Source organism: Desulfarculaceae bacterium, assembly GCA_020444545.1.
Taxonomy (GTDB): domain Bacteria; phylum Desulfobacterota; class Desulfarculia; order Desulfarculales; family Desulfarculaceae; genus Desulfoferula.
The window spans coordinates 615,761-636,015 of sequence record JAHLKT010000003.1 but is presented as its reverse complement, the minus strand read 5'-3'; the positions used below and the strand labels follow the sequence as shown (position 1 = coordinate 636,015).

Genomic DNA, 20,255 nt, shown 5'->3' with positions numbered 1-20,255 from the left:
CCATGACACGTTTCGGTTACGGGGCTGCGAAAGGGCGGCTACCGAAAAGTATAAAAAACATTATGTTATTGTCAATACTTCGCCAGGAAACTCTTGCCGTTTGCCCGCAGGGCCAGGCCCTTTTATACTTAGAGCCATGAAAAGCCTGTTGATATCCCTGTTGTTCGTGCTGCTATTCCCCCTGGCCTCCGCCGCCGGGGGGGCCAAGGTTATCTCCGCCCTCAGCGCCGACCTGGACGGCGATGGCGCCCGGGAGCGGGTGGAGGTGGTGTTGCTGGAGGGGCGGCGGGTGCACGACGCGGACCCCTGGTGCGGGGCCGGAGATCAGTGGCAAGGGAGCTTCGAGCTCAGGGTGTGGCGCGGGGCCGAGCTTCTGGACCGGCGGGGGGCTGTTGAGCTGTTGGGCCGGGGCGAGGATATCTTTTTCTGGGCCCCGTTGAAGATCGTAACCGCTGACTACGACGGCGACGGCAATTTGGAGTTCAACCTGGGGCAGTACGGCTCCTGCAACGGCAACCTGTACCGCATGTTCGGTCTGGACTGGGGCGGCCGCCTGCGCGAGCTGCCTCTGGCCGGGGGCGTGGGCTTGTTCGTCTCCGGGACGGGGCACGTCAACAGCACCAAGGCCATCCGGGCCCAAGGCGGGGTGATCAGCGCCTCGCAGTATGACAACACTTTGGGCAAGGAGATCACCCGCTCCTGGCGCTGGGACGGCAAGGCCTTCCAACCCCTGCCTTAGAAAACCGCTTTGAAATCGACGCGGCCCCCCTGGGCGGGCCGGGGCGGCGAGGGAGATCGCCGGGGGCGCAGCCTGATGCGGCTGTTCGCCTCGCATCCGCCGCTGGAAGAGCGCATCGCGCGGCTGAGAGGTCAATCTTAGAGCGATTGCTTTAAGAGGATTTCCTGTCGCTGCGCGACCCCGACAGCGAGCTGTCGGGGCCAGCAAAAATATTTGAATCGCAGTAAACACTCTAATATAGACAAGAGCCGGGCCCGAGTGGGGCCCAGCTCTTATTTTGACAAGCTAAATTAACTAATTGCCGTGGTTGCGCCACCGCTCCACGGTCTGGGCCACTAGGCCGGCGGCGGGGTCGCGGCGCCAGCCTTCGGACACCCGCAAGAGGTTGCTCTTGGGCCGGATGGCCTGGTCCAGGTCCGCGAAACGGATGATCACCGGGAAGTTGACCCCCTCGCCGGTGACTATGGCCTCTTGGGTGCGCAGGGCCGGCAGGGCCTTGATGAGCCCCAGGGCGCTCTCGGGCAGGGCGGCCATCACGAAGTCCTGGTCCTTGTCGTTGCTCAGGCGCATGGCGAACAGGGTGTTGCACTGGCTGAGGATGGCCTCGGATATTTCCGAGGGGCGCTGGGTGATCAGCCCCATGCCCACCCCGTACTTGCGCCCCTCCTTGGCGATGCGGCTGATAGCCCGGCGGGTGGGCGCGAAGCCCAGGGAGGGGTCGCGGGGGGCGTAGCGGTGGGCCTCCTCGCAGACCAGCAGGATGGGCACCGCCGAGGCGCGCTCGCTCCACAGGGCGAAGTCGAAGATGAGGCGGCAGACCAGGGAGACCACCACGTCCACGATCTCCGAGGGGATGCCCGACAGGGGGATGATGGCCACGGGCTTGCCTTCCACCGGGATCCTGAGGATGCGCCCCAGGATCTGCTCCATGTAGTCCTGGCCCATGACGCTGCTAAACATGAAGGCGAAGCGCCGGTCGCGCTGGAGGGACTCCACCCGGGAGATGATGCGCAAGTAGGGCTGGGAGCCCTCGGGGCGGTTGAGCCGGCCCATGGCCGCCTTGAGCTTGCCCACCATGGCCGCCAGGGAGTAGGGCACCGGGGTGTCCACCGTGATTTTGGCGTAGAGGTTCTTGTTGTCCGGGTGCTCGTTCTTGGCCGCCACGATGGCTTCCTTGAGGATTGGCGCCTCCACTTCCTTGAGGGCCTCCTCCTGGCTGCACAGCGCCTTGACGATCTCCTCGGAGTTGAGTAGCCAGTAGGGCAGCTTGAGCTTGTCCGGTCCGATGACCTCGGCCGCGTTGCCAAAGGCCTTGGCGTACTCGTCGTGGGGGTCCAGGATCACCACGTGGCCCTCGCGGTGCTGGTTGAGGGCGGCGCGCAAAATGGCGGTGATGGCGCAGGACTTGCCGGTGCCGCTGTTGCCCAAGAGCGCGAAATGCTTGCCGAAGATGTCATCGGTGGCGATGTAGGCCGGCAGGGAGGACTCCTGGCGGATGGCCCCGATCTGCACGTTGGAATCGTTGCCCTTGGTGTAGAGCTCGGCCAGGTCCTCGGGCCCGGCGGTGAGGATGGGCGCGCCCAGGCTGGGGTATAGCGAAACCCCCCGCTGGAAGCGCACCTGACCGCCCGGACCGGCCATGGCCTCGCCCAGGAGTTCGATCTCCATCATCTTGAGATCATTGGTGGAAAGGGGGTAGGCCGGGCGGGGGATGGAGAGCCCGCTGATGAGCCCGAAGGCCACCGAGCCCGTGGTGGCCAGCTTGACCAGGGAGCCTATCTGCACCGAGGCGGCCATGGCCCGGGCATCGCCCGAGTCCTGGGGCTGCAAGAGCACGCCCATGACCTTGGAGCCGCTGATGGAGGTGACGTGGCCGATTTCCAACGAAGACGCAACCATGGACCAGCCCTTTCTCCTGCGAGAGGGGAGCGCGTGGGACAAAGGCGGACCAAATTTTAATAGAGCGGCGGGCGACCGCGTTGAACAACCCGCCAACGCCTCAGGTTAGCCTTCCCCCGAGAGAATAGTCCAGTAAAAATGCTGAAATAGGGGGTTAGAGGTCAAGCTCCAGGTTGACCATGTCGCCTTCGGCGAAGCCCAGGTGGTGGAAAAACTTGAGCAAACGCCAGTCGCGCTTCTTGACGAAGGTGTGCACCGAGTCCACGCCTTGGGCCTTCAAGTCCGCGGTCAGGCGGGCGAAGAGGGTGTCGGCGATGTGGCGGCGCTGGAAGTCCGGGTCCACCCCGATGGTGTCGATCCAGCCGATGTTCTCGGGCATGCCGTATTCCCAGCGGCTGGCCCCGCCGATGATGAAGCCCACCACCCGGCCCTCCAGCTCGGCCACCAGGCCGGCCATCTGGGAGCGTTTGGCCACCAGCTCCAGCTTGGTTTCCCAATACTCGGGCCTGGGGCGGCCCAGCACCTTGATGTCGATGGCCACGATCTGGTCGAGGTCCGAGGGTTGCATGGAACGGATTTCGGGGGTGGAGGAAGAGGGTAGGCGCATGTCGCCCTCCTTGGCAGGGGGTGGGCCGGGCCTCTCCGCGCCCCGCGGGCGCGGGAGGGAATGCCTATCTAATTAAAATGGTAAGGCAGCGGCTGCGGCGGGGTCAACGGGGAGGGGTGCGCAAAAAAAAGGAGCCTGCCGTGGCGGCGGGCTCCCTGACTAATCTATGTGGCGGAGAGAGAGGGATTCGAACCCTCGGTACACCTTTTGGGCGTACACACGATTTCCAGTCGTGCACCTTCGGCCAGCTCGGTCATCTCTCCGCAAAGCTGTCCAAAAAACGTAAACGCATTGGTACCCGAAAGACGGGTGCCTGTCAACCAAAGCCGGGGGGTAATCAGCTAAATGAGCAGAGGCGGCTTGGCGCTGGTCTGCAACACCCCGTCGCCGCTGGGCTGGCTGGCCTGCCGGGCCGGGGCCTGGGCCGAGGCCGGGCGGCCGGGGGCGGCCGGCGAGGGCAAGCCGTTTTGCATGGCCAGGAAGTCCGGGTGCTCCCGCTGCAGGACCACCAGGACCGCGGTGCGGTACTCGGGTTGCAGCTTGAGCGCCTCCAGGGGCAGATTGCCCCTCAGGACCGCCTCCACCAACAGGTTCACCGGGCCCAGGGGGTCGTCGCCGTACACGCTGCGGGACAGGTTCTTGAGCTGGTCCAACAGGGCGCTGGCATAGGACACGTGGGAGGGCTCGTTGAGGTCAAAGGCGTCCAGGGTATCGTAGGGCGGACGGCTGAGGTCCACCGCGGGTTGCATCTGGCCGCTTTCCGAGCCGGTGTAGGCCTTTATGGCCTTTTCGCCGTGCAGCTGGCTGGGCAGCACGTCGTTGACGCCTTCGCGGGTGGCCTGGTCGAACTGGGCCTCGATCCAATCTCCATAGGAAGCACCCCGGGCATCAGCCTGGCGGCGGGCCAGGTTGAAGTCCTCCCACTCAGGGTACTCCCAACGCGGCTTGAAGCTGGTGAAGTAGGTGTTCAACAGCCCCAATTGACGGCGTCGGGCCCGGTCCCAGATCTCGCTCAGGTCGCGGGTGCGCTGCCACCAGATAATGTTTCGGTAATCGGCGCGGGCGGTTAGGAGCAGCTTCTCTTCCAGGGTGGCCTCGACCGGCGAAAGGCGGGGAGGCTGGGGCTGGGCCGGGGGCTCCAGTTCGGGCTCCGGCACGGCCACGGCCGCCGCCACGGGCTCGGGCTCCGGTTGGGGCTCGGGTTCGGCCACCACTTCGGGCTCCAGCCCGAAGTCGAGATCCTGCTCATCCAACTCCGGTTCCGGCGCGGGGGCCGGGGTAGCCGGGGCCACGGCCGGGGCGGCCACGGCCTTGCCCAGGGTCTGGCGCAGAAGCTGCTCGATCTGGCGGCGGTCCAGGTCCAGCAGATGGTCTTCCAACTGCTGATACAGGCGCTTGGCCAGGGCGGTCAGCTCGGTTTCAGGCTGGGCGGCCTCGGCGGGTGCCTCGGGCTCCACCTCGGGTTCGGGGCGGAGCTGACGGGGCGCCTCGGCATGGCCCAGCAGGCGCAGTCCAAGGGGGGTGGGCAGGACGTTCAGGGGCAGGCCGGGTCCGGGCTTTTCAATGCGGATCAAGCCTTCGGATTCCAGGCCTCTGAGATGCCGGTTGAGTAGCTGCTGGCTCAGGTCGGTGCGCTCACGGATGTCGCTGCTGGTGGCCCAACCACCGTCGGAGCACAGGGCGGCCACCGCCTTGAGCACCATGCGCCGCGTGGGATGCAGGCGCGGGTGCTTGGCTGCCACCCAGGCGTCCAGGCGGACGGGCTGCCCGCCATTGGCTCCGTTGGTCTTGTGACTCACCACGATATGCGCACTCCTGCGAAACAGTATGCCCATAATACAAGCAAAAGCGGTGCCAACTCATGGGCTGGATGTTTCACGCTACTCGGGGCCCGCGCCGGGGGGGCCGCGGAGGCCGTGCAAAAGGCCTCCGAAATCAGTCAGCTGCTTATTCTGATGATAACCCCGTGATTTGTCAACTCATAAGCCGGAAAAGCCTTGAGAGGGGCGCTACCACGACATGTTGGGTCGCCGGAGGTCTAGCCTACCAAGTTGTGGTGGGGTCTCCGGTCCGGCAAAGCGGCCGGCCTCGGCCCGGTTTTACCCGCGATGCGCCTCAAAGCGACACGGATTTGTCAAAACCAAGCCGCCTCAGTCCAACCCGGAGGTCGGGCGTGGGGCGCGTTGTGGGTAAAAGCTAAGTGATTCCGGGGAATGATTTGGCGTCAAAAATATGCCATAAAAATGACGCTGCGTCACATTAGTGACGTATATTTGACGCTCCGTCAGCGGTTTCACGCCTCACGGTGGGAGTGGACGCCGCGCCGGCGGCGCAGCACCCCCACGCCGCCCAGCAGAGCCGAGCCCACCAGCAGCAGGGTGCCGGGCTCGGGCACCGCGCCGCCACCGCCGCCGTAGTTCACGTCCAGCCCGCCCAGGGAGAAGTTGGGCTTGCTGCCGTGATGCCCGCCGTGGTGGCCGCCGTAGCTGCTATAGCTGCTGCTGTCGGGGTAGAACAGGACCTCGTTCACCCCGCCCAGGCCCACGCTGACCAGCTTGTACCCCGGCGTGCCGTACACCTGAGACCAATCCGCCTGGAAGTCGATGGTGGGTCCGGGGCTCAGATTGGCCTTGCCCTTCTCGGGGTCGTAGCCGTAGTAGCCCCCCCGGTTGTACAGGTTGTAGAGCTCGAAGCTGTTCAGGGTCACCGGCTGGCTGAAGCTAACCAGGATGGATTCGTTCTTGTCGATCTGGTCGTTGGTGGCGCCCTTGACCCCGAAGCCGCTGTTGGAGTCCCACCACAGGGTGCCCGCGCCGCCGCTGGCGGTGAGCGTCACGTCCAAGCCGGGCAAGACGTTATAGACCGTGTAGCTGCTCAGGCCGGTGGCCGGGGACCACACGCTGTCGAGCAGGTCGATGTTTCCGCCCCAGGCAGGAAGGGCCGCGAAGCTGATGGCCACGGCCAGGGCCAGTACCTTTATATAGCGATAGGCGAAAGCACCTCTCCTCGTTAAATTCCTACTATTAAGTTAAGGATTAATGAGGGAAGGGCAAGGAAATATCACGCGGATTAATTGGTCTGGAGCGAAGCGAGGCGTAACCCAAGGCCGAAGCGGCGGCGCAATCCTGTGTGAATCGTCATTTGTAACGCTTGTTTGGGCGCGGTTTACCAGGAATGCACCGCCACCCCGCCAGCGGCCAGCACCAGGCAAACGCCCAAGGCCAGGATCAGTATTCTGATGGTTTTGCGGGCGAAGGCTCTCTTCCTCCTTACTCTAACCTAAGAGTAAGTTCGCTCAGCCGAAGAGCAAGGGGCCGCCAAAGCCTCCCGGCGAGCCGGGCCTAGGCTATCTTCATCAACCCCGCCGCCGCCTTGTCCAAGGTCTCGGCTTTCTTGCAGAAACAGAAGCGCACCTGCTCGCGGCCCAGGGCGGGGTCGGAGTAGAAGCTCGATCCCGGCACCGTGGCCACGCCGGTGATATCGATGAGCTTGTAGGCGAACTCGGTGTCGTCCACGCACCCGAAGCGCTCCATGAAGTGGCCCACCTGGGTAATGATGTAATAGGCCCCGCCGGGCTTGTTGGGCCGGAAACCCGCCTGGTCCAGCGCGTTGAACAGCCGCTCGCGGCAGTCGGTGTATAGGCCCCTAAGTCCTTGATAATACGACTCGGGCAGCATGAGGCCTGCGGCGCAGGCCTCTTGCAGGGGATGGGCCGCGCCCACGGTGAGGAAGTCGTGCACCTTGCGCACCGCACTGGTCACCTGCGGCGGGGCGATGACCCAGCCCACCCGCCAGCCGGTGGCCGAGAAGGTCTTGGACATGGAGTTGACGGTGATGGCCAGGTCCTTCATGCCCGGCAGGGCGGCCGGCGAGATGTGCTCGTAATCGTCGTAGAGGATGTACTCGTAGATCTCGTCGTTGATGAAGTAGGCGTCCCACTTGCGGCAGAGCTCGGCGATGGTCTCCAGCTCGGCGCGGGAAAAGACCTTGCCGGTCGGGTTGTTAGGGGTGTTCATCACCACCGCCTTGGTGCGCTGGTTGAACGCGGCGGCCAGCTCGTCCGGGTCGAAGCTCCAGTCCGGGGCGTGCAGGGTCACGTAGCGCGGGGTGGCCGCGCTCATCAGGGTGTCGGGCCCGTAGTTCTCGTAGAACGGCTCGAAGATGATGATCTCGTCGCCCGGGTTGATGATGGCCTTGAGCGCGGCGATCATGCCCTCGGTGGCCCCGCAGGTCACGGTGATCTCGGTCTCCGGGTCCACCGTGAAGCCGTTGTAGGCCGCGCAACGCTCGGCGATGGCTTTTCGCAGGTTGGGGGTGCCCCAGGTCACGGCGTACTGGTTGTAGCCGTCGCGGATCGCCTTGATTGCCGCCTCCTTGACCACCTCGGGGGTGTCCCAGTCCGGGAAGCCCTGGGCCAGGTTGATGCCGCCCTTGGCGGCGCACACGCGGCTCATGCCGCGAATGACCGATTCGCCGAATTGGTTGGTGAGGTGGTTTACCGGTTTCAAGGCTCGCTCCTGGCTGGCGGGCGGCGCGCCGCTGCCGCCGCCCGGTTCACGTTGAAGCTGTAAAAATAGCCTAAAACCCGGCGCTTGGCCAAGAAAATCAGTCAGTGCCGTGCATGCGGGGGCAGCGCTGGGCCAGCTCGGCCAGGACCTTGAGCATGTCCTCGATGAGCCTGGCGGTGGCCGCGCCGGGGAAGTGCCCCTCATCGCTTACGATACGCGACAGCTCCTGGGCCTGCTTTTGCAGGCGGGCCACCTCGGCGCGCAGGTCGTCTTGGGGCATGGCGGGCTCCTTCATGGGGCGGGCCAGGCGGCCAGGGCGCTCAGGCGGGTGGAGAGCACCTGCCAGCGCCAGGCGAACTCGGCCCTGAGGTCGGGCTCGATCATGAGGCGCTTGATCTCCCCGCCCGGCGCGGCCAGCTCCAGGGTCAGGTTCAGGGGGCCTTGCTTTAGCTCCAGGCTCAGCTCCACCCGGCGGGCGCCCGCGGCCAGCTCCTCGGAGGCCAGCGCGGCCCGGTGGTCCCAGCCGGAGGCGGTCACCTTCAGGCGGCCCGCCGCGGCCAGGGGCGCGGCCAGCTCCACATGCAGGCGCACCCGCCCGGGCAGGAAGGGCTGGGGCAGGGTGAGGCGCATCCCCTTGTCGTCGCTGACTATCTCCGGCTCGGGCCATCCCCGGGCCTCGTAGGGCCAGGCCAGGCGCTCCCAATAGAGCAGGGGCGGGCTGGCCGTGGTCAGGTTGGCCAAGGCCAGGTCAAAGGCCGCCTGCTCGGGCGCGGTGGCCAAAGTCTTGTAAGCCCCCAGGAAGGCGGGATGTTTCTTGGCCAGCTCGGCCAGGGCCTTGCCGGCGGCCTCGCGCTGGCCGCTCTCCAGCAGGGCGGCGGCGGCCATGAGCCGGGCCTCGGGCGGCGCCTGGGCGTCCAGATTTTCGGCCACCCGGGCCATGCCCGCCCAATCGCCCGCGCGCAGCAGCACGGGCAGGGCCCCCTCGGGCCGGGGATAGAGCCCCACCCACAGGAAGGCGCCTTCGCGGTGGGGCTTGGCCTCCACCCCGTAGGTGCGGGGATTGGCCGGGATGAGCCGCCGGGCCGGGTGGATGCGCCCGCTTTGGGCGCGGTCCCAGGCCAGGTCCAGGGGCGTGCCGATCTCCGGGGCGGAGAACAAACGGGCCCTCCCCCGGCCAAGGGCGGCAAAGGTAAGGCCGTTCAATGGCTTATCGGTGATGAACCACTGCGACTCGCGGTAGCCCAGGCTGTCGGGGAAGCGGTCGCCGATCAGCAGGTCGCGGGGCCGGGAGAGCGACCAGGGGGTGTAGAGATAGGCCGGACCGGGCAGGGTCGCCCGAACGTGGGGCAGCAGGATCCGGCTGGCGTAGTCGGGCACCGCCGGCAGGTAGATGCCGATGTCCGGGTTCTCCCAGTAATAGTTGCGCGAGGCGAAGCGCTGCAAGGGGCGCAGGCCGCGCTGGGGCAAGAGGTTGTCCCACCAGAAGCGCTCCACCACCAACAGGCCCAGATCGGACGAGCGCTCCAGGGCGCCCTGGGCCAGCTCCTTGCGCAAATCCCATTTGTGGGAGCGCAGATAGATGTCCGGGGTGAGCCAGCGGCCCTTGCTCACCGGGTATTGCCCGGCCATGAGCTGGCCCGGGGCCAACACGTGGGCCACCCAGCGCCGGGCCATCTGGCCGGTATCGGGCAGGCGGGCCAGCCAGGCGTCGCCCAGGGCCCCAACCCCTTGCGCCGCCAGGAAAATAGCGACCAGAACCACTGCGGTGCGCCGCCAGAGGGGGCGCTTGAGCCACTCCAGAATGGCCGCCAAAAGCGCGGCAATGCCCAGGGACAGGAAGGGGGTCAGGTTAACCAGGTCCCACTCGCGCAAGTAGGACAGGCGCACCCCCACGATGGCCAGGGAGATCAGCGCGCCCAGCAGGGCCAAGAGGTCGCCCCGGCGGTGGCGGATGCCCAGACGGATGCCCAGGAAGATGAACCCCGCCCCGGCCAGGGCCACCCACACCATATCCATGCGGCGGATCAGGGCCTTGAGCGCGTACCACAGGCCCAGGGTGGATGAGGTCAGGTACTTGCGTGGGGCGGCCTTGGACACCACCAGCCAGAGGTCATGCCACCAACGGGCGGGCTCCAGCCAGAACAGGGGCGAAAAGAGCAAACATCCCGCGATCATGGAGGCCGCGAGCACCACCAGCGGGGCCAGGCCGGGCCAGGGGCGGGCCAGGGCCCAGGCCACCAGCACCACCAGGATGACGTAGCCGCCGTAAATCTTGGCCGCCACCGCCGCCCCGGCGAAGAGCCCGGCAAAGAGGTAGTCCCACCAGCGGCCCCCGGTGAGGATGCGCGCGGCGAAGAAAAAGGCGATCCAGACCCACAGCGTCTGGGGCACGTCGCTCATAAGCTGCCGGGAATAGGTGATATGCAGCGGGTCCACCGCCAGGAGGAACCCGGCGATAAGCCCCGCGCCCACCCCCCAGAGCCGCCGCGCGGCCAGGAAGGCCATCAGGGGCACCACTGCGCCCAACACGGCCTGGAGCCCCCGCGCCACCAAGACATAGGCCAGCCAGCCCTGCTGGCCCAGGGCCCACTGCTGCAAGCCCTGTCCCGGCCCGCTCAGCCATTTGATCAGGCTTTGCAGGGCGGCATAAAGATAGACATGGGACAGGGGATATTGGATGGGCGGCACCAGCTCGCCGCGCAGGAAAGCGGGCAGCAGGCTGAGCTGCTTGGGCGCGTCCACGTGGGCCACGTAAAAGGGCCAGGCATGGTCCAGCCCGGCAAGGCGCAGGCCCAGGCCCAGGACCAGGATGCCCGCCAGGGCCAGGCCCACCCAGGGCGGGGCCGGGCGTTCGTCCTCGGGCTCCAGGCACAGGCGGCGGCCCAGGGCCAGGAAGTAGAGCACCCCCAGGGCGGCGGTGACCAGCAGCCAGGCCGGCGAGCCGGTGCCCAGGGAGTCCCAGAAGAGCATCACCGAGGGAACCAGGGCGGCCAGGGCCCAGCCCGTGGCCCACACCGCCATGGCCGGGGCCAGCATGAGCCCCAAGAGCAGCAGGGGCAGCAGCCAGAGCAAAGGCCAGGCGGCCAGCGCCTCCCAGTTCAGCCACAGGAAGGGGCAAAGGCCCAACAAGGCCCAGGCGGCCCGGTGCATGCCCAGGGCGGGGCGCTCCTCGCGGGGCCCGGCCACCAGGCCCCAGGCCCAGGCGATGAGACCCCCGGCCAGGCCCCCGGCCAAAAGCCCGGCCAGCAGGCGGGTAACGGCCCAGGACCAGCCGTCGACCGAAAGGAAGTATAGCTGGCTCTTGAGGCCCAGGAGGGCCCCGGCGGCGATGCCCGCCTCCAGGGCCGCCCGGGGAGACGCCCCGGAAAGGCCCGGGCGCGGGTATGGCAGACGAAGGCTCATTAGCCTTTTAATAGCACATACCGCCGGGTGTTGTCCTTTCGCTTGAGTCAGCCCGCATATTTCACAAGGGCCGTGTGTCCGGCCGCGCCAGCCACCGGCATACGGTGTTGCTGGCTGCGCTCGGGCCTCGACGTAGCTCTGGCTACGCCCGCGGCCCTCGCTTGCCAGACGCCTTGTCCGCCGGCGGCTGGCTGTGCCGGGCGAGGGTTCAAACCGTGCCCTGGCAGAGTAGGAGCTTGTTTCATAACGATCACAAGAACATTGGCCGACTGTTCAAGGCCACCCAACCCTCATGAAAAATGCGGGCTAGCGGACCACGAAAGATTTGATCTTACCCAGGGGCAGGCAGGAGACGGTGCCGATGTCGTTGAGCCCGCACATGATCACGGGCAGGACCTGCTTTTGCACCAGCACCTTGGCCATGAACTTCCTGCCGCCCCAGATGGTCACCGAGGCGTGGTAGTAGTTCACGCTGCCCCGGGCCCGGCCGTGGAACTCCAGGGCCTGCACCCGGTCCAAGGGCAGGAAGGTGTCTGATTCCATGTACTTGATCTCGAAGCCCGGATTGCGGCAGGCCCCGGCGGCGGCCAGATCGCGGCAGATGGCGCAGCGCTCGGCCACGCACAGGCCTTTGAGGGGCAGCTTTTTCCCCGAGACCACGGTCACCTCGGCGTTGATGCCCACAAAGGGGCGCGGCGGGGCGGCCCCGGCCGGGGAGGGGCCCAGCAGCAGGGCGGGCAGGCAGACGAGTAGCATCCAAAAGAGACGGTGCATGACGCGGCGGCTCTCCTTGGCTTGTGGCGCGGCTCCAGGAGGGGGCTGTCGCCGCTGCCCGAGGCAGGGCAACGCTAGCTACTAATATAACCGGGAGCGGCGAGGCCGCGGAAAAAAAAGAAGGGAGGCCATCCACCGGGCGATGGATGACCTCCCTTGACCCGTCCCGCCGGGGTAAAGCGGGAGGGGGAGGGGGCTTAGGGGGTTACTTGACGCAACGGCCGGCCAGCGCGACCTGCACGGTGCGGTGCACCAGGGGGCAGTCGGTGCAGTGGGCGGCCATCAGCAGCCGGGTGGCCTTGCCGCCGGGGATGCGGGACAGGGCCTTGCCGGCCTCGTGGCGGATCAGGCTCTGCTCGTCAATGGTGTTGATCACGTAGGCCAGGGCCGTGGAGGCCGCGGGGCTACCGATCTTGCCCAGGGCGTGGGCGCTCATGCGCCGCAGGTTGGGGTCCGGGCTGGTGAGCATGGCCACCAGGGGCTGCACCGCCTTGGTCTCGCGGATGTCGCCCAGGGTGTACACGGCCACGTAACGCACCTTGGCGTCCGGGCTGTCCAGCAGGGCCACCAGGGTCTCGCCGTTCACCGCGGCCAAGGGCTGCTGACCGGCCTGGGCCAAAGTCTTGTTGACCTTGTTCTGGAGGTACTGGGGAACGTCTTGGGCGGCCATCGCCGGAGCGGCGGCCAGGCACAGGCCCATCAGCGCTGTCAGGGCCATTATCTTTATGCTTCTGGTTCTCATTCTCTCTATCCTTACTGGGCTTGAAGCCCTCATTTAGTCATCTCTGACGGGGGTCTTCCTACCACGCTGAGTAATCACGCTGTCTTGAGTTTTAATTAACCAGAAGAAGGGCAAAGGGTAAATGAGGGACACGACCCAAATGAGGGGGGGCGAGCACCCTAATTTGAGGTGCGCCAATTAATTAGGAAAAACAGGATATAGCCCCGGAAGGCACCGGGGCGCGGGGGGCGGAAACCCCCAAAGGCCAGGCGGGAAGGGGCCTGTGGGCTAGAGGCTCAGGCCGGACTCCATGGCTTTCACCTTGTCGATGGCGCCGGGCCCGGTGTCATTGAAAATGACCACGCTGCTCACCGGCAGGCAGCGGGGGCAGCAATAACTGGTCACGGTGACGCTGGCCTCGACCACCTGGCCCTGCTCGGGGTCTTCCACCTCGTGATGGGCGCCCAGGAGCACCACTTTGCCTTCGCCCACCTGGATGGTGCGCCGCCACAGCTCCACGCCCTGGCGGTCGGTGAGGCGCTCGGGGTTCAGGGTCTCTGGATAAACGGCCATGGGAATCCTCCGGACTTGGAGAGAGAAACGATAGCCTATGTCAATAATGCTAGCACGGGGCCGGGGGGCAAAGGGAAACGCGATGGGGGGATTGGGGCTTTAGCCGTGGGTGAGGCGCAGGGAGCGGCGCACCGTGGCCCAGTTGACCACGCCGCAGCGGCAGTTTTGGCGGTCCATGAGCACCCCGCGCAAGGCCGAGTTCATGGTGCCGCCGCTCTCGCCCAGGGAGGTGGTCTGGCCGTTTTTCAGGGTGTAGCGGGCCAGGAGGCGGTTGCGCAAATGCCAGGGGCAGGTGACCCCCAGGGCCGCGCCGAAGCCGTTATCTTTTATTTTCTTCTTGATGAACTGGTCCGAGGGCAGAAGGCCTTTCCCACGCATGATGCGCGAGGAGGGCACCACGTAGACCGCGGCGTAGCCCAACTCCAGGGCCTCGGCCCGCACCCGGCCCAGCTCGCACTCCGGGCAGCCGCCCGCGCAGAGCAGGCCCAGCTCCGGGTCCACCCCGGCGGGGCAGTCCAGGGGCCTGAGGCAGAAGGGCAAAAACAGGGCCCGCCGGGCAAAGGGGGTGGTGGCGAATTTCTTTTGGAAGTAGCGGTTGCCCGCCCGCACCATGAGGCGCAGGTCCAGCTCCGGGCGCAAGCGGCCCAGGAGCCCGGCCAGGGCCCAGCCGAAGCGGCGGAACAGGGCCAAGGTGAAGCGGGGAGCCAGGAGGCGGCCCATGATCAGCGGCGACAGGGCCAGCACCAATACGGCCAGGGGCAGGCCCACGGCAAGCCACGGCCAGTGGGAATTTAGGTCCATGAGGCTGAATCTTGACAGATGGGCGGCGGGCCCACAAGGGAAATCCCGGCTAAAAGCTCGGGCTGGCCCGGGGGGCCATGGCGTGCTAGTTTGAAACCCAGGGCGCGGCGTTGCCGGTTTGCCGCGCGTTAACCCCCCAACGGAGGCGGCCTTGCCCGGCCCGCGCGTCTATATTCTGGCCTGTCTGATGGCCCTGGGCCTGCTGGCCGCGGCCGCCCCGGCCCTGGCCGCGGGGCCCAACGAGCCCAACAGCGTGGAGGACATCCAGAAGCAGCTGGACGGCCTGAGCATCATTTACCGCGGCGACCACCCCGAGGTGATCCGCCTCAAGGAGCATCTGCGCAAGCTAAAGGCCAACCAGGCCAAGAAAAAGGCCCTGGAGCGGGCCCAGGACCCCAAGCAGGCCCCGGCCATTGGAGAGGAATTCAGATCCTCCCAGAGCTTCGAGTAGGTTATTGAGGCGCCCCGCCGGGGAGCCCGCACACCGAGGATACTCAAACCGGCAGGGGCAGCACCCCGCTGTACCAGCCGGCCAGCACCGCCGCCACCACCAGCACCCACCAATATTTGGACCAGGCCTGTTTCATCTCGGGGCAGCCTCCTTGCCCCTTGATCTTACCAGGCGGCCGGTTTTTTAGGAAAAGCTACTAGGGGTAGCGGCCCAGGATGCGGCCGCGCCAGAAGAGACGCAGGGCCCAGGCCAGGCGATAGGCCGCCTCGTGGCCCAGGTTGAAGCGGCTGGCCCGGTTGTCCGAGCAGCTCACGGCCAGCTCCACCATGGGCAGCCCGGCCCGCCGGGCGCAGAACATGAGGTTGGTGATATAGGAGGTGTGGCCGTCCACCGCCCCGGCGAAGCGCTCCAATACCGGCCGGGCGAAGCCCTTGGCCCCCAGGGAGTAGTCCTGAAAGGGAAGGTCCAGAAGCACCCGCGCCGCGCTGATGAACAGGCCGCTGCCCAGGATGCGGGTCAGGCTGCGCTCTTGGCGGCCCTGGCGCTTGGAGCCCACCACCACCTGATTCTCGGCCAAAAGCTCCAGGGCCTGGGGCATGAATTCCAGGTCCACGGCCAAATCCATGTCCATGGTGATCAGGGCCCGGCCCTTGAAGAGCCGGATGGCCTGGGCAAAGGCGAAGCCCGGGCCTTTGGCGGAAAGGTGGAAGAACACCAGTTCGGGCAGCTCCCCGGCCAGGGCCTCGCCGATGGCCACGGTGTTGTCGTCGCTGCCGTTGGAGCCGATGATCAGCTCGAAGGGGTGGCCCAGCCCGCGAAGGTAATCCACCAGGCGGCGGGTGTTGCCTTCCAGGATGGCCTCTTCGTTGTAGACCGGTATGAAGACGCTGTAGTCGAGCATGGACCCCCTGGCGAGCGAAACATCCCCGCCAGTAAGCACCGCCCGGCCGCCCCCTGTCAAGCTTTGCGCCCGGCCAGCACCTTTTTGAGGTACTTGCCGGTGAAGCTCTTGGCGACCTTGGCCACCTCCTCCGGCGTACCCTGGGCCACCACGGTGCCGCCCTTGTCGCCGCCCTCGGGGCCCAGGTCGATGATGTGGTCCGCGGTTTTGATCACCTCAAGGTTGTGCTCGATGACCACCACGGTGTTGCCCATCTCCACCAGCCGCTCCAACACGCCAAGGAGCTTCTTGATGTCCTCGAAGTGCAGGCCCGTGGTGGGCTCGTCCAGGATGTAGAGCGTCCGGCCCGTGGCCCGCTTGCCCAGCTCGCGGCTGAGCTTCACCCGCTGGGCCTCGCCGCCGCTCAGGGTGGTGGCGCTCTGGCCCAGGCGGATGTAGCCCAGGCCCACGTCCACCAGGGTCTGGAGCTTGGCTCTAATGGCCGGCACGTTGGCGAAGAACTCCAGGGCCTGGTTGCAGGTCATGTTCAAGACGTCGGCGATGGTGGCGCCCTTGTAGGTGATCTCCAGGGTGTCGCGGTTGTAGCGCGCGCCGTGGCACACCTCGCAGGTCACGTACACGTCGGGCAAAAAGTGCATCTCGATCTTGATGATGCCGTCGCCCTCGCAGGCCGGGCAGCGGCCGCCGCGCACGTTGAAGGAGAAGCGCCCCGGCTGATAGCCCCGGGCGCGGCTCTCGGCGGTCTGGGCGAAAAGCTCGCGGATGGGGGTGAAGACCCCGGTGTAGGTGGCCGGGTTGGAGCGCGGGGTGCGGCCGATGGGGCTCTGGTCGATGTCGATGACCTTGTCCAGCTTGTCCAGGCCCTTGATGTCCTTGTGGCTGCCCGCCCGCTCCTTGGAGCGGTAGAGCCGCTGGGCCAGGGCGCGGTAGAGCGTGTCGATGACCAGCGAGGACTTGCCCGAGCCCGAGACCCCGGTGACGCAGGTGAACAGACCCACCGGAATCTTGACGTCGATTTCCTTGAGGTTGTGCTCGGCGCAGCCGATCAGCTCGATGGCCCCCCGGCCGTTGCTGCGGCGCTTGTCCGGCAGGGGGATGAACTTCTTGCCGCTCAGGTACTGGCCGGTGAGGGATTTGCGGCTCTTGAGCATGGCCTTGGGCGTGCCGGAGAACACCACCTCCCCGCCATGGCGGCCCGCGCCGGGGCCCATGTCGATAACCGTGTCCGCCGCGCGGATGGTGTCCTCGTCGTGCTCCACCACCAATACGGTGTTGCCCAGGTCGCGCATGCGCTTGAGGGTGTTCAACAGCCGCCGGTTGTCCCGCTGGTGCAGGCCGATGGAGGGCTCGTCCAAGACGTAGAGCACCCCCACCAGGGCCGAGCCGATCTGGGTGGCCAGGCGGATGCGCTGGCCCTCGCCGCCGCTCAGGGTGGCGCTGGTGCGCTCCAAAGTAAGGTAGTCCAGGCCCACGTCGGCCATGAAGCCCAGGCGCTGCTGGATCTCCTGCAAGACTTTCTCGGCGATGATCGCCTCGCGCGAGCCCAGCTCCAGGCCCTTAACGAACTTCAGCGCCGCGGCCACCGACAGGCGGGTGAAGTCGAAGATGTTCATGCCCCCGATGGTCACGGCCAGGGAGGTGTTGCGCAGGCGGGAGCCGCCGCAGTCCGGGCAGGGCTGGGCGTTCATGTAGCGGCCCAGGTCGTCGCGTATGCGGGCGGAGTCGGTCTCGTGGTAGCGCCGCTCCAGGGTATTGACCATGCCCTCCCAGGGGCGCTTGAAGAAGTGCCGCCGCTCGCCGCGCTCCAGATAGAAAGAGACCTCGTCCTCGGTGCCGTAGAGGAGTGCCTGCTGCACCTGTTCGGGCAGGTCTTGCCACGGGGTGTAGAGGTCGAAGCCCAGATGCTTGGCCAGGGCGTCCAGGGTCTGGAAGCGGTACACGCTGTCGCTGTCCGCCCAGGGAGCCAGGGCTCCTTCGCGCAGGCTGAGCGCCGGGTTGGGCACCACCAGCTCGGGGTCGAAGAAGATCTTGGTGCCCAGGCCGTCGCAGGTGGGGCAGGCGCCCTGGGGCGAGTTGAAGGAGAACACCTGCGGCTGGAGCTCGGGCAGGGAGATGCCGCACTGGTCGCAAGCCAGGCGCTCGGAGAACAGCTCCTCGCGGTCCGGCTCGCCGTCCGCGCCGTGCACCCAGGCGATGAGCACCCCTTCGCCCATGCGGAGCGCCAGCTCCACACTGTCGGTGAGGCGGCGGCTGACGCCCTCCTTGATCACCACCCGGTCGATGACCACCTCGATGTTGTGCTTCTTGTTTTTCTCCAGCTCCGGGGCCTCGGCCAGCTCGACCAGCTCGCCGTCCACCCGCGCCCGCACGAAGCCGTCTTTCATCAGCCGCGCGAACACTGCCTTGTGCTCGCCCTTGCGCTGGGTGATCACCGGGGCCAGCAGGGTAAGGCGGACCTTGTCGCCCAGGCCGGTAAGCTGGTCCACGATCTCCTGGGGTGAGCGCGAGCGGATCACCCGGCCGCAGGAGGGGCAGTGGGGCGTGCCCGCGCGGGCGTACAAGAGGCGCAAATAGTCGTAGATCTCGGTGACCGTGGCCACGGTGGAGCGGGGGTTCTTGGAGGTGGTCTTCTGCTCGATGGCGATGGCCGGGCTCAGGCCCTCGATGGACTCCACGTCCGGCTTGTCCATGCGCTCCAAAAACTGGCGGGCATAGGCGCTCAGCGACTCCACGTAGCGGCGCTGGCCCTCGGCGTAGATGGTGTCAAAGGCCAGGGTGGACTTGCCCGAGCCGGACAGGCCGGTGATGACCACCAGCTTGTCGCGCGGGATGGTCACATCGATGTTCTTCAGGTTGTGCTGCCGGGCGCCCCGGACGGTGATGTTCTTAAGCATTCGCTGCTTTCCTGAGTAAACCCCCTGGCCCCATCAAACCGATACAATAGTATAGTAGTCGTTGGGCGGCGTGGCTGCAAGAGGATTAGAGCCGGTTAGGCGGCGCTCCTCCCGCGCCGCGTCCCCTGTCCCTTGCCTGCGTTCCATCCAGCCGCCAATACAGAAACAGTCGTCATTGCGAGGCGCGGCGGCAAGAAGGTTGGGAAAGATAAAGCGGCTCCTCCCGCCGCGCCGTGGCAATCTTCCCTTTCCCGCAAAACGCCTCGGATGGTGATGTTCTTAAGCATAGGTGTCTCTACTTAACTTGGTACTTTTCATGTGCGACAAACAAACCGGGTAAACAGCAGTTAACAGGCCTTTTGCGCATTGAATTAGTGCATCCAGTTTCGGTAAGCTCTTGAAGCCGGTAAATAAATATTCAAATTCTTTGCCATGATAGTATTTGTTTGTAAGCTCAATGATTGCTGCAATCATATATGGTTTGCTTCCTGTTTTTCTAAGTTGGCGGGGTAGCCCATAATTACATGCTTCGCAATATAGTCTGCACAAATCATGGCCATAGGGTTTCTTTTTTAACTCGTTCAAATCGCGGCCATGGGCCATTAAATAGGCTTTAACCACTAATTCAATTGAATGAGAGGATAGATAGTAAATAGGGGCGGTATGTGTCGGATTTGTGCTACCAATTTCCTTGTAAAGAGAGCAGGCTGCATCAAGAAAGCACTTTGCATAGTTAAATAGCCCGAACGGTTCGCACGCATTCCTCTGGTCTCTCTTGCCAGCCATCCTTATCCTTTACTCACCCCCCGCCATCCGGGCGGCCATCTTCACCGCCGCGATCATGGAGGCCGGGTTGGCCTTGCCGGTGCCGGCCAGGTCGTAGGCCGTGCCGTGGTCCACGCTGGTGCGGATGATGGGCAGGCCTAGGCTCACGTTCACCCCGTCGTCAAAGTGCAACAGCTTGAGCGGGATGAGCCCCTGGTCGTGATACATGCACACCACCACGTCGAACTCGCCCTGGGCCGCCCGCCAGAACACGGTGTCCGGGGGCAGGGGGCCAACGGCGTCCACCCCCGCCGCCTTGAGCTCCTCCACCGCCGGGCCGATGATGGCCTTTTCCTCGTCCCCGAAGATGCCGCCCTCCCCGGCGTGGGGGTTCAGGCCGCACACCGCCAAACGGGGCAGGGGCACCCCCAGCTGCTCGCGGAAGGCTTGGTCGGTGATCAGAGCGGTGTGCAGGATGGCCTTGCGGGTGATGAGGCCCGGCACCTCGCGCAAGGCCTTGTGGATGGTGACCAGCACCACCTTGAGCTTGTCTCCGGCCAGCATCATCACCGGGCGCTCGGTGCCCGTCTTGCGGGCCAGGAGGGTGGTGTGCCCGGTGTCCGGGTAGCCCGCCGCCTGGAGCGCCTCCTTGCTGATGGGCGCGGTGGCCATGGCGTCGGCCTGGCCGCTCTGCACCAGTTCCAGGGCCCGTTCCACGAATGCCCCGGCCAAACGGCCGCTGGCCGCGCTGGGTTGGCCCGGGGTTATCTCCACGGGCTCGCCGGTCTCCACGATCTCCACCACGGGCAGGGACAGGCCGCAGGCGCGGGCTCCGGCGGCCAGCAGTTCCTCCTGGCCCACCACCACCAACTCGGCCTGCTCCCGGATGGATATATCGTGGCACAGGCGGGCCACGATCTCCGGCCCCACCCCGGCCGGGTCTCCTAGGGTCACCGCGATCCTCGGGGTCATGTGCTCTCTCCCAGGCGCTTCTTCCAGTAATCGGGCCGCCAGCCCACCTCGATCTCTTCCTCAAAGGCGATAACCGGCACCACCCGCGCTCCGGGGGCCAGGCGGGCCATGCGCCGTTTGGCGCTGATGGAGGCGGTCACGTCCACCTCCTCCACCGCGAAGCCCCGCGCCGCGAAGAACTCCTTGGCCGCGCGGCAGCGCCCGCAGGCCGGGGTCTTGAAAATGGTCACCGCTCGGGTGGCCCCCAT

Annotated in this window: 18 protein-coding genes and 1 tRNA gene; 2 read left to right on the top strand and 17 right to left on the bottom strand. The window is 66.1% G+C overall.

Features of this window, described 5'->3' with window-relative positions:
• Positions 1-136: 136 nt before the first annotated feature.
• The gene (locus KQH53_11430) at positions 137-739 is read left to right on the top strand and encodes a hypothetical protein (GenBank protein ID MCB2227278.1); all 603 of its coding nucleotides are present in this window, start codon (positions 137-139) and stop codon (positions 737-739) included.
• A gap of 294 nt (positions 740-1,033) precedes the next feature.
• On the opposite strand, the gene KQH53_11425 is transcribed toward KQH53_11430, so the two are convergent.
• From KQH53_11425 to KQH53_11370, 12 genes are all read right to left on the bottom strand, one after another.
• Positions 1,034-2,638, bottom strand: coding sequence for an ATP-binding protein (locus KQH53_11425; GenBank protein ID MCB2227277.1), 1,605 nt, complete (start codon positions 2,636-2,638; stop codon positions 1,034-1,036).
• A gap of 154 nt (positions 2,639-2,792) precedes the next feature.
• On the bottom strand, positions 2,793-3,245 hold the full coding sequence (locus KQH53_11420) for a GNAT family N-acetyltransferase (protein ID MCB2227276.1): 453 nt from the start codon (positions 3,243-3,245) through the stop codon (positions 2,793-2,795).
• Positions 3,246-3,414: 169 nt separating this feature from the next.
• Positions 3,415-3,508 (bottom strand) — tRNA-Ser (locus KQH53_11415).
• Positions 3,509-3,586: 78 nt separating this feature from the next.
• A complete protein-coding gene (locus tag KQH53_11410) occupies positions 3,587-5,047 on the bottom strand; it encodes a helix-turn-helix domain-containing protein (GenBank protein ID MCB2227275.1) in 1,461 nt (486 codons plus the stop codon).
• A gap of 491 nt (positions 5,048-5,538) precedes the next feature.
• Entirely contained in the window at positions 5,539-6,204 is a 666-nt protein-coding gene (locus KQH53_11405) for a PEP-CTERM sorting domain-containing protein (GenBank protein MCB2227274.1), read from the bottom strand.
• Between the two features lie 382 nt (positions 6,205-6,586).
• Positions 6,587-7,753 carry an aminotransferase class I/II-fold pyridoxal phosphate-dependent enzyme gene (locus KQH53_11400; GenBank protein ID MCB2227273.1) on the bottom strand — a complete coding sequence of 389 codons (1,167 nt, stop codon included), beginning with the start codon at positions 7,751-7,753 and terminating at the stop codon, positions 6,587-6,589.
• A 97-nt stretch (positions 7,754-7,850) separates the two neighbouring features.
• On the bottom strand, positions 7,851-8,033 hold the full coding sequence (locus KQH53_11395) for a hypothetical protein (protein MCB2227272.1): 183 nt from the start codon (positions 8,031-8,033) through the stop codon (positions 7,851-7,853).
• 11 nt (positions 8,034-8,044) lie between these two features.
• Positions 8,045-11,155, bottom strand: coding sequence for a glycosyltransferase family 39 protein (locus KQH53_11390; protein MCB2227271.1), 3,111 nt, complete (start codon positions 11,153-11,155; stop codon positions 8,045-8,047).
• A 306-nt stretch (positions 11,156-11,461) separates the two neighbouring features.
• Entirely contained in the window at positions 11,462-11,929 is a 468-nt protein-coding gene (locus KQH53_11385) for a hypothetical protein (protein MCB2227270.1), read from the bottom strand.
• Between the two features lie 205 nt (positions 11,930-12,134).
• Positions 12,135-12,671: a HEAT repeat domain-containing protein gene (locus KQH53_11380; GenBank protein ID MCB2227269.1), complete on the bottom strand. Its 537-nt coding sequence runs from the start codon at positions 12,669-12,671 to the stop codon at positions 12,135-12,137.
• 267 nt (positions 12,672-12,938) lie between these two features.
• Positions 12,939-13,223: a hypothetical protein gene (locus KQH53_11375; protein MCB2227268.1), complete on the bottom strand. Its 285-nt coding sequence runs from the start codon at positions 13,221-13,223 to the stop codon at positions 12,939-12,941.
• A gap of 99 nt (positions 13,224-13,322) precedes the next feature.
• A complete protein-coding gene (locus tag KQH53_11370; GenBank protein MCB2227267.1) occupies positions 13,323-14,024 on the bottom strand; it encodes a DUF116 domain-containing protein in 702 nt (233 codons plus the stop codon).
• A 151-nt stretch (positions 14,025-14,175) separates the two neighbouring features.
• On the opposite strand from KQH53_11370, the gene KQH53_11365 reads away from it, so the two are divergent.
• Positions 14,176-14,475: a hypothetical protein gene (locus tag KQH53_11365; protein ID MCB2227266.1), complete on the top strand. Its 300-nt coding sequence runs from the start codon at positions 14,176-14,178 to the stop codon at positions 14,473-14,475.
• Between the two features lie 196 nt (positions 14,476-14,671).
• Here the strand turns inward: KQH53_11365 and KQH53_11360 are convergent, their stop codons facing one another.
• From KQH53_11360 to KQH53_11340, 5 genes are all read right to left on the bottom strand, one after another.
• Positions 14,672-15,376 carry a glycosyltransferase family 2 protein gene (locus tag KQH53_11360; protein MCB2227265.1) on the bottom strand — a complete coding sequence of 235 codons (705 nt, stop codon included), beginning with the start codon at positions 15,374-15,376 and terminating at the stop codon, positions 14,672-14,674.
• Positions 15,377-15,432: 56 nt separating this feature from the next.
• Positions 15,433-18,270: an excinuclease ABC subunit UvrA gene (gene uvrA / locus KQH53_11355; protein ID MCB2227264.1), complete on the bottom strand. Its 2,838-nt coding sequence runs from the start codon at positions 18,268-18,270 to the stop codon at positions 15,433-15,435.
• 279 nt (positions 18,271-18,549) lie between these two features.
• A complete protein-coding gene (locus tag KQH53_11350; protein MCB2227263.1) occupies positions 18,550-19,056 on the bottom strand; it encodes a hypothetical protein in 507 nt (168 codons plus the stop codon).
• A 9-nt stretch (positions 19,057-19,065) separates the two neighbouring features.
• On the bottom strand, positions 19,066-20,007 hold the full coding sequence (gene pdxA / locus KQH53_11345) for a 4-hydroxythreonine-4-phosphate dehydrogenase PdxA (protein ID MCB2227262.1): 942 nt from the start codon (positions 20,005-20,007) through the stop codon (positions 19,066-19,068).
• Entirely contained in the window at positions 20,004-20,255 is a 252-nt protein-coding gene (locus KQH53_11340) for a glutaredoxin family protein (protein MCB2227261.1), read from the bottom strand. Before KQH53_11340 ends, pdxA begins: the two co-directional genes overlap by 4 nt.

Bases quoted from the DNA above. Each gene is read 5' to 3' on its own strand.
- KQH53_11380 (MCB2227269.1), bottom strand. From the start codon at position 12,671: ATGAGAACCAGAAGCATAAAGATAATGGCCCTGACAGCGCTGATGGGC.
- KQH53_11360 (MCB2227265.1), bottom strand. From the start codon at position 15,376: ATGCTCGACTACAGCGTCTTCATACCGGTCTACAACGAAGAGGCCATC.
- uvrA (MCB2227264.1), bottom strand. From the start codon at position 18,270: ATGCTTAAGAACATCACCGTCCGGGGCGCCCGGCAGCACAACCTGAAG.
- KQH53_11340 (MCB2227261.1), bottom strand. From the start codon at position 20,255: ATGGGGGCCACCCGAGCGGTGACCATTTTCAAGACCCCGGCCTGCGGG.
- KQH53_11370 (MCB2227267.1), bottom strand. From the start codon at position 14,024: ATGGACCTAAATTCCCACTGGCCGTGGCTTGCCGTGGGCCTGCCCCTG.
- KQH53_11390 (MCB2227271.1), bottom strand. From the start codon at position 11,155: ATGAGCCTTCGTCTGCCATACCCGCGCCCGGGCCTTTCCGGGGCGTCT.
- KQH53_11375 (MCB2227268.1), bottom strand. From the start codon at position 13,223: ATGGCCGTTTATCCAGAGACCCTGAACCCCGAGCGCCTCACCGACCGC.
- KQH53_11350 (MCB2227263.1), bottom strand. From the start codon at position 19,056: ATGGCTGGCAAGAGAGACCAGAGGAATGCGTGCGAACCGTTCGGGCTA.
- KQH53_11425 (MCB2227277.1), bottom strand. From the start codon at position 2,638: ATGGTTGCGTCTTCGTTGGAAATCGGCCACGTCACCTCCATCAGCGGC.
- pdxA (MCB2227262.1), bottom strand. From the start codon at position 20,007: ATGACCCCGAGGATCGCGGTGACCCTAGGAGACCCGGCCGGGGTGGGG.
- KQH53_11385 (MCB2227270.1), bottom strand. From the start codon at position 11,929: ATGCACCGTCTCTTTTGGATGCTACTCGTCTGCCTGCCCGCCCTGCTG.
- KQH53_11420 (MCB2227276.1), bottom strand. From the start codon at position 3,245: ATGCGCCTACCCTCTTCCTCCACCCCCGAAATCCGTTCCATGCAACCC.
- KQH53_11395 (MCB2227272.1), bottom strand. From the start codon at position 8,033: ATGCCCCAAGACGACCTGCGCGCCGAGGTGGCCCGCCTGCAAAAGCAG.
- KQH53_11430 (MCB2227278.1), top strand. From the start codon at position 137: ATGAAAAGCCTGTTGATATCCCTGTTGTTCGTGCTGCTATTCCCCCTG.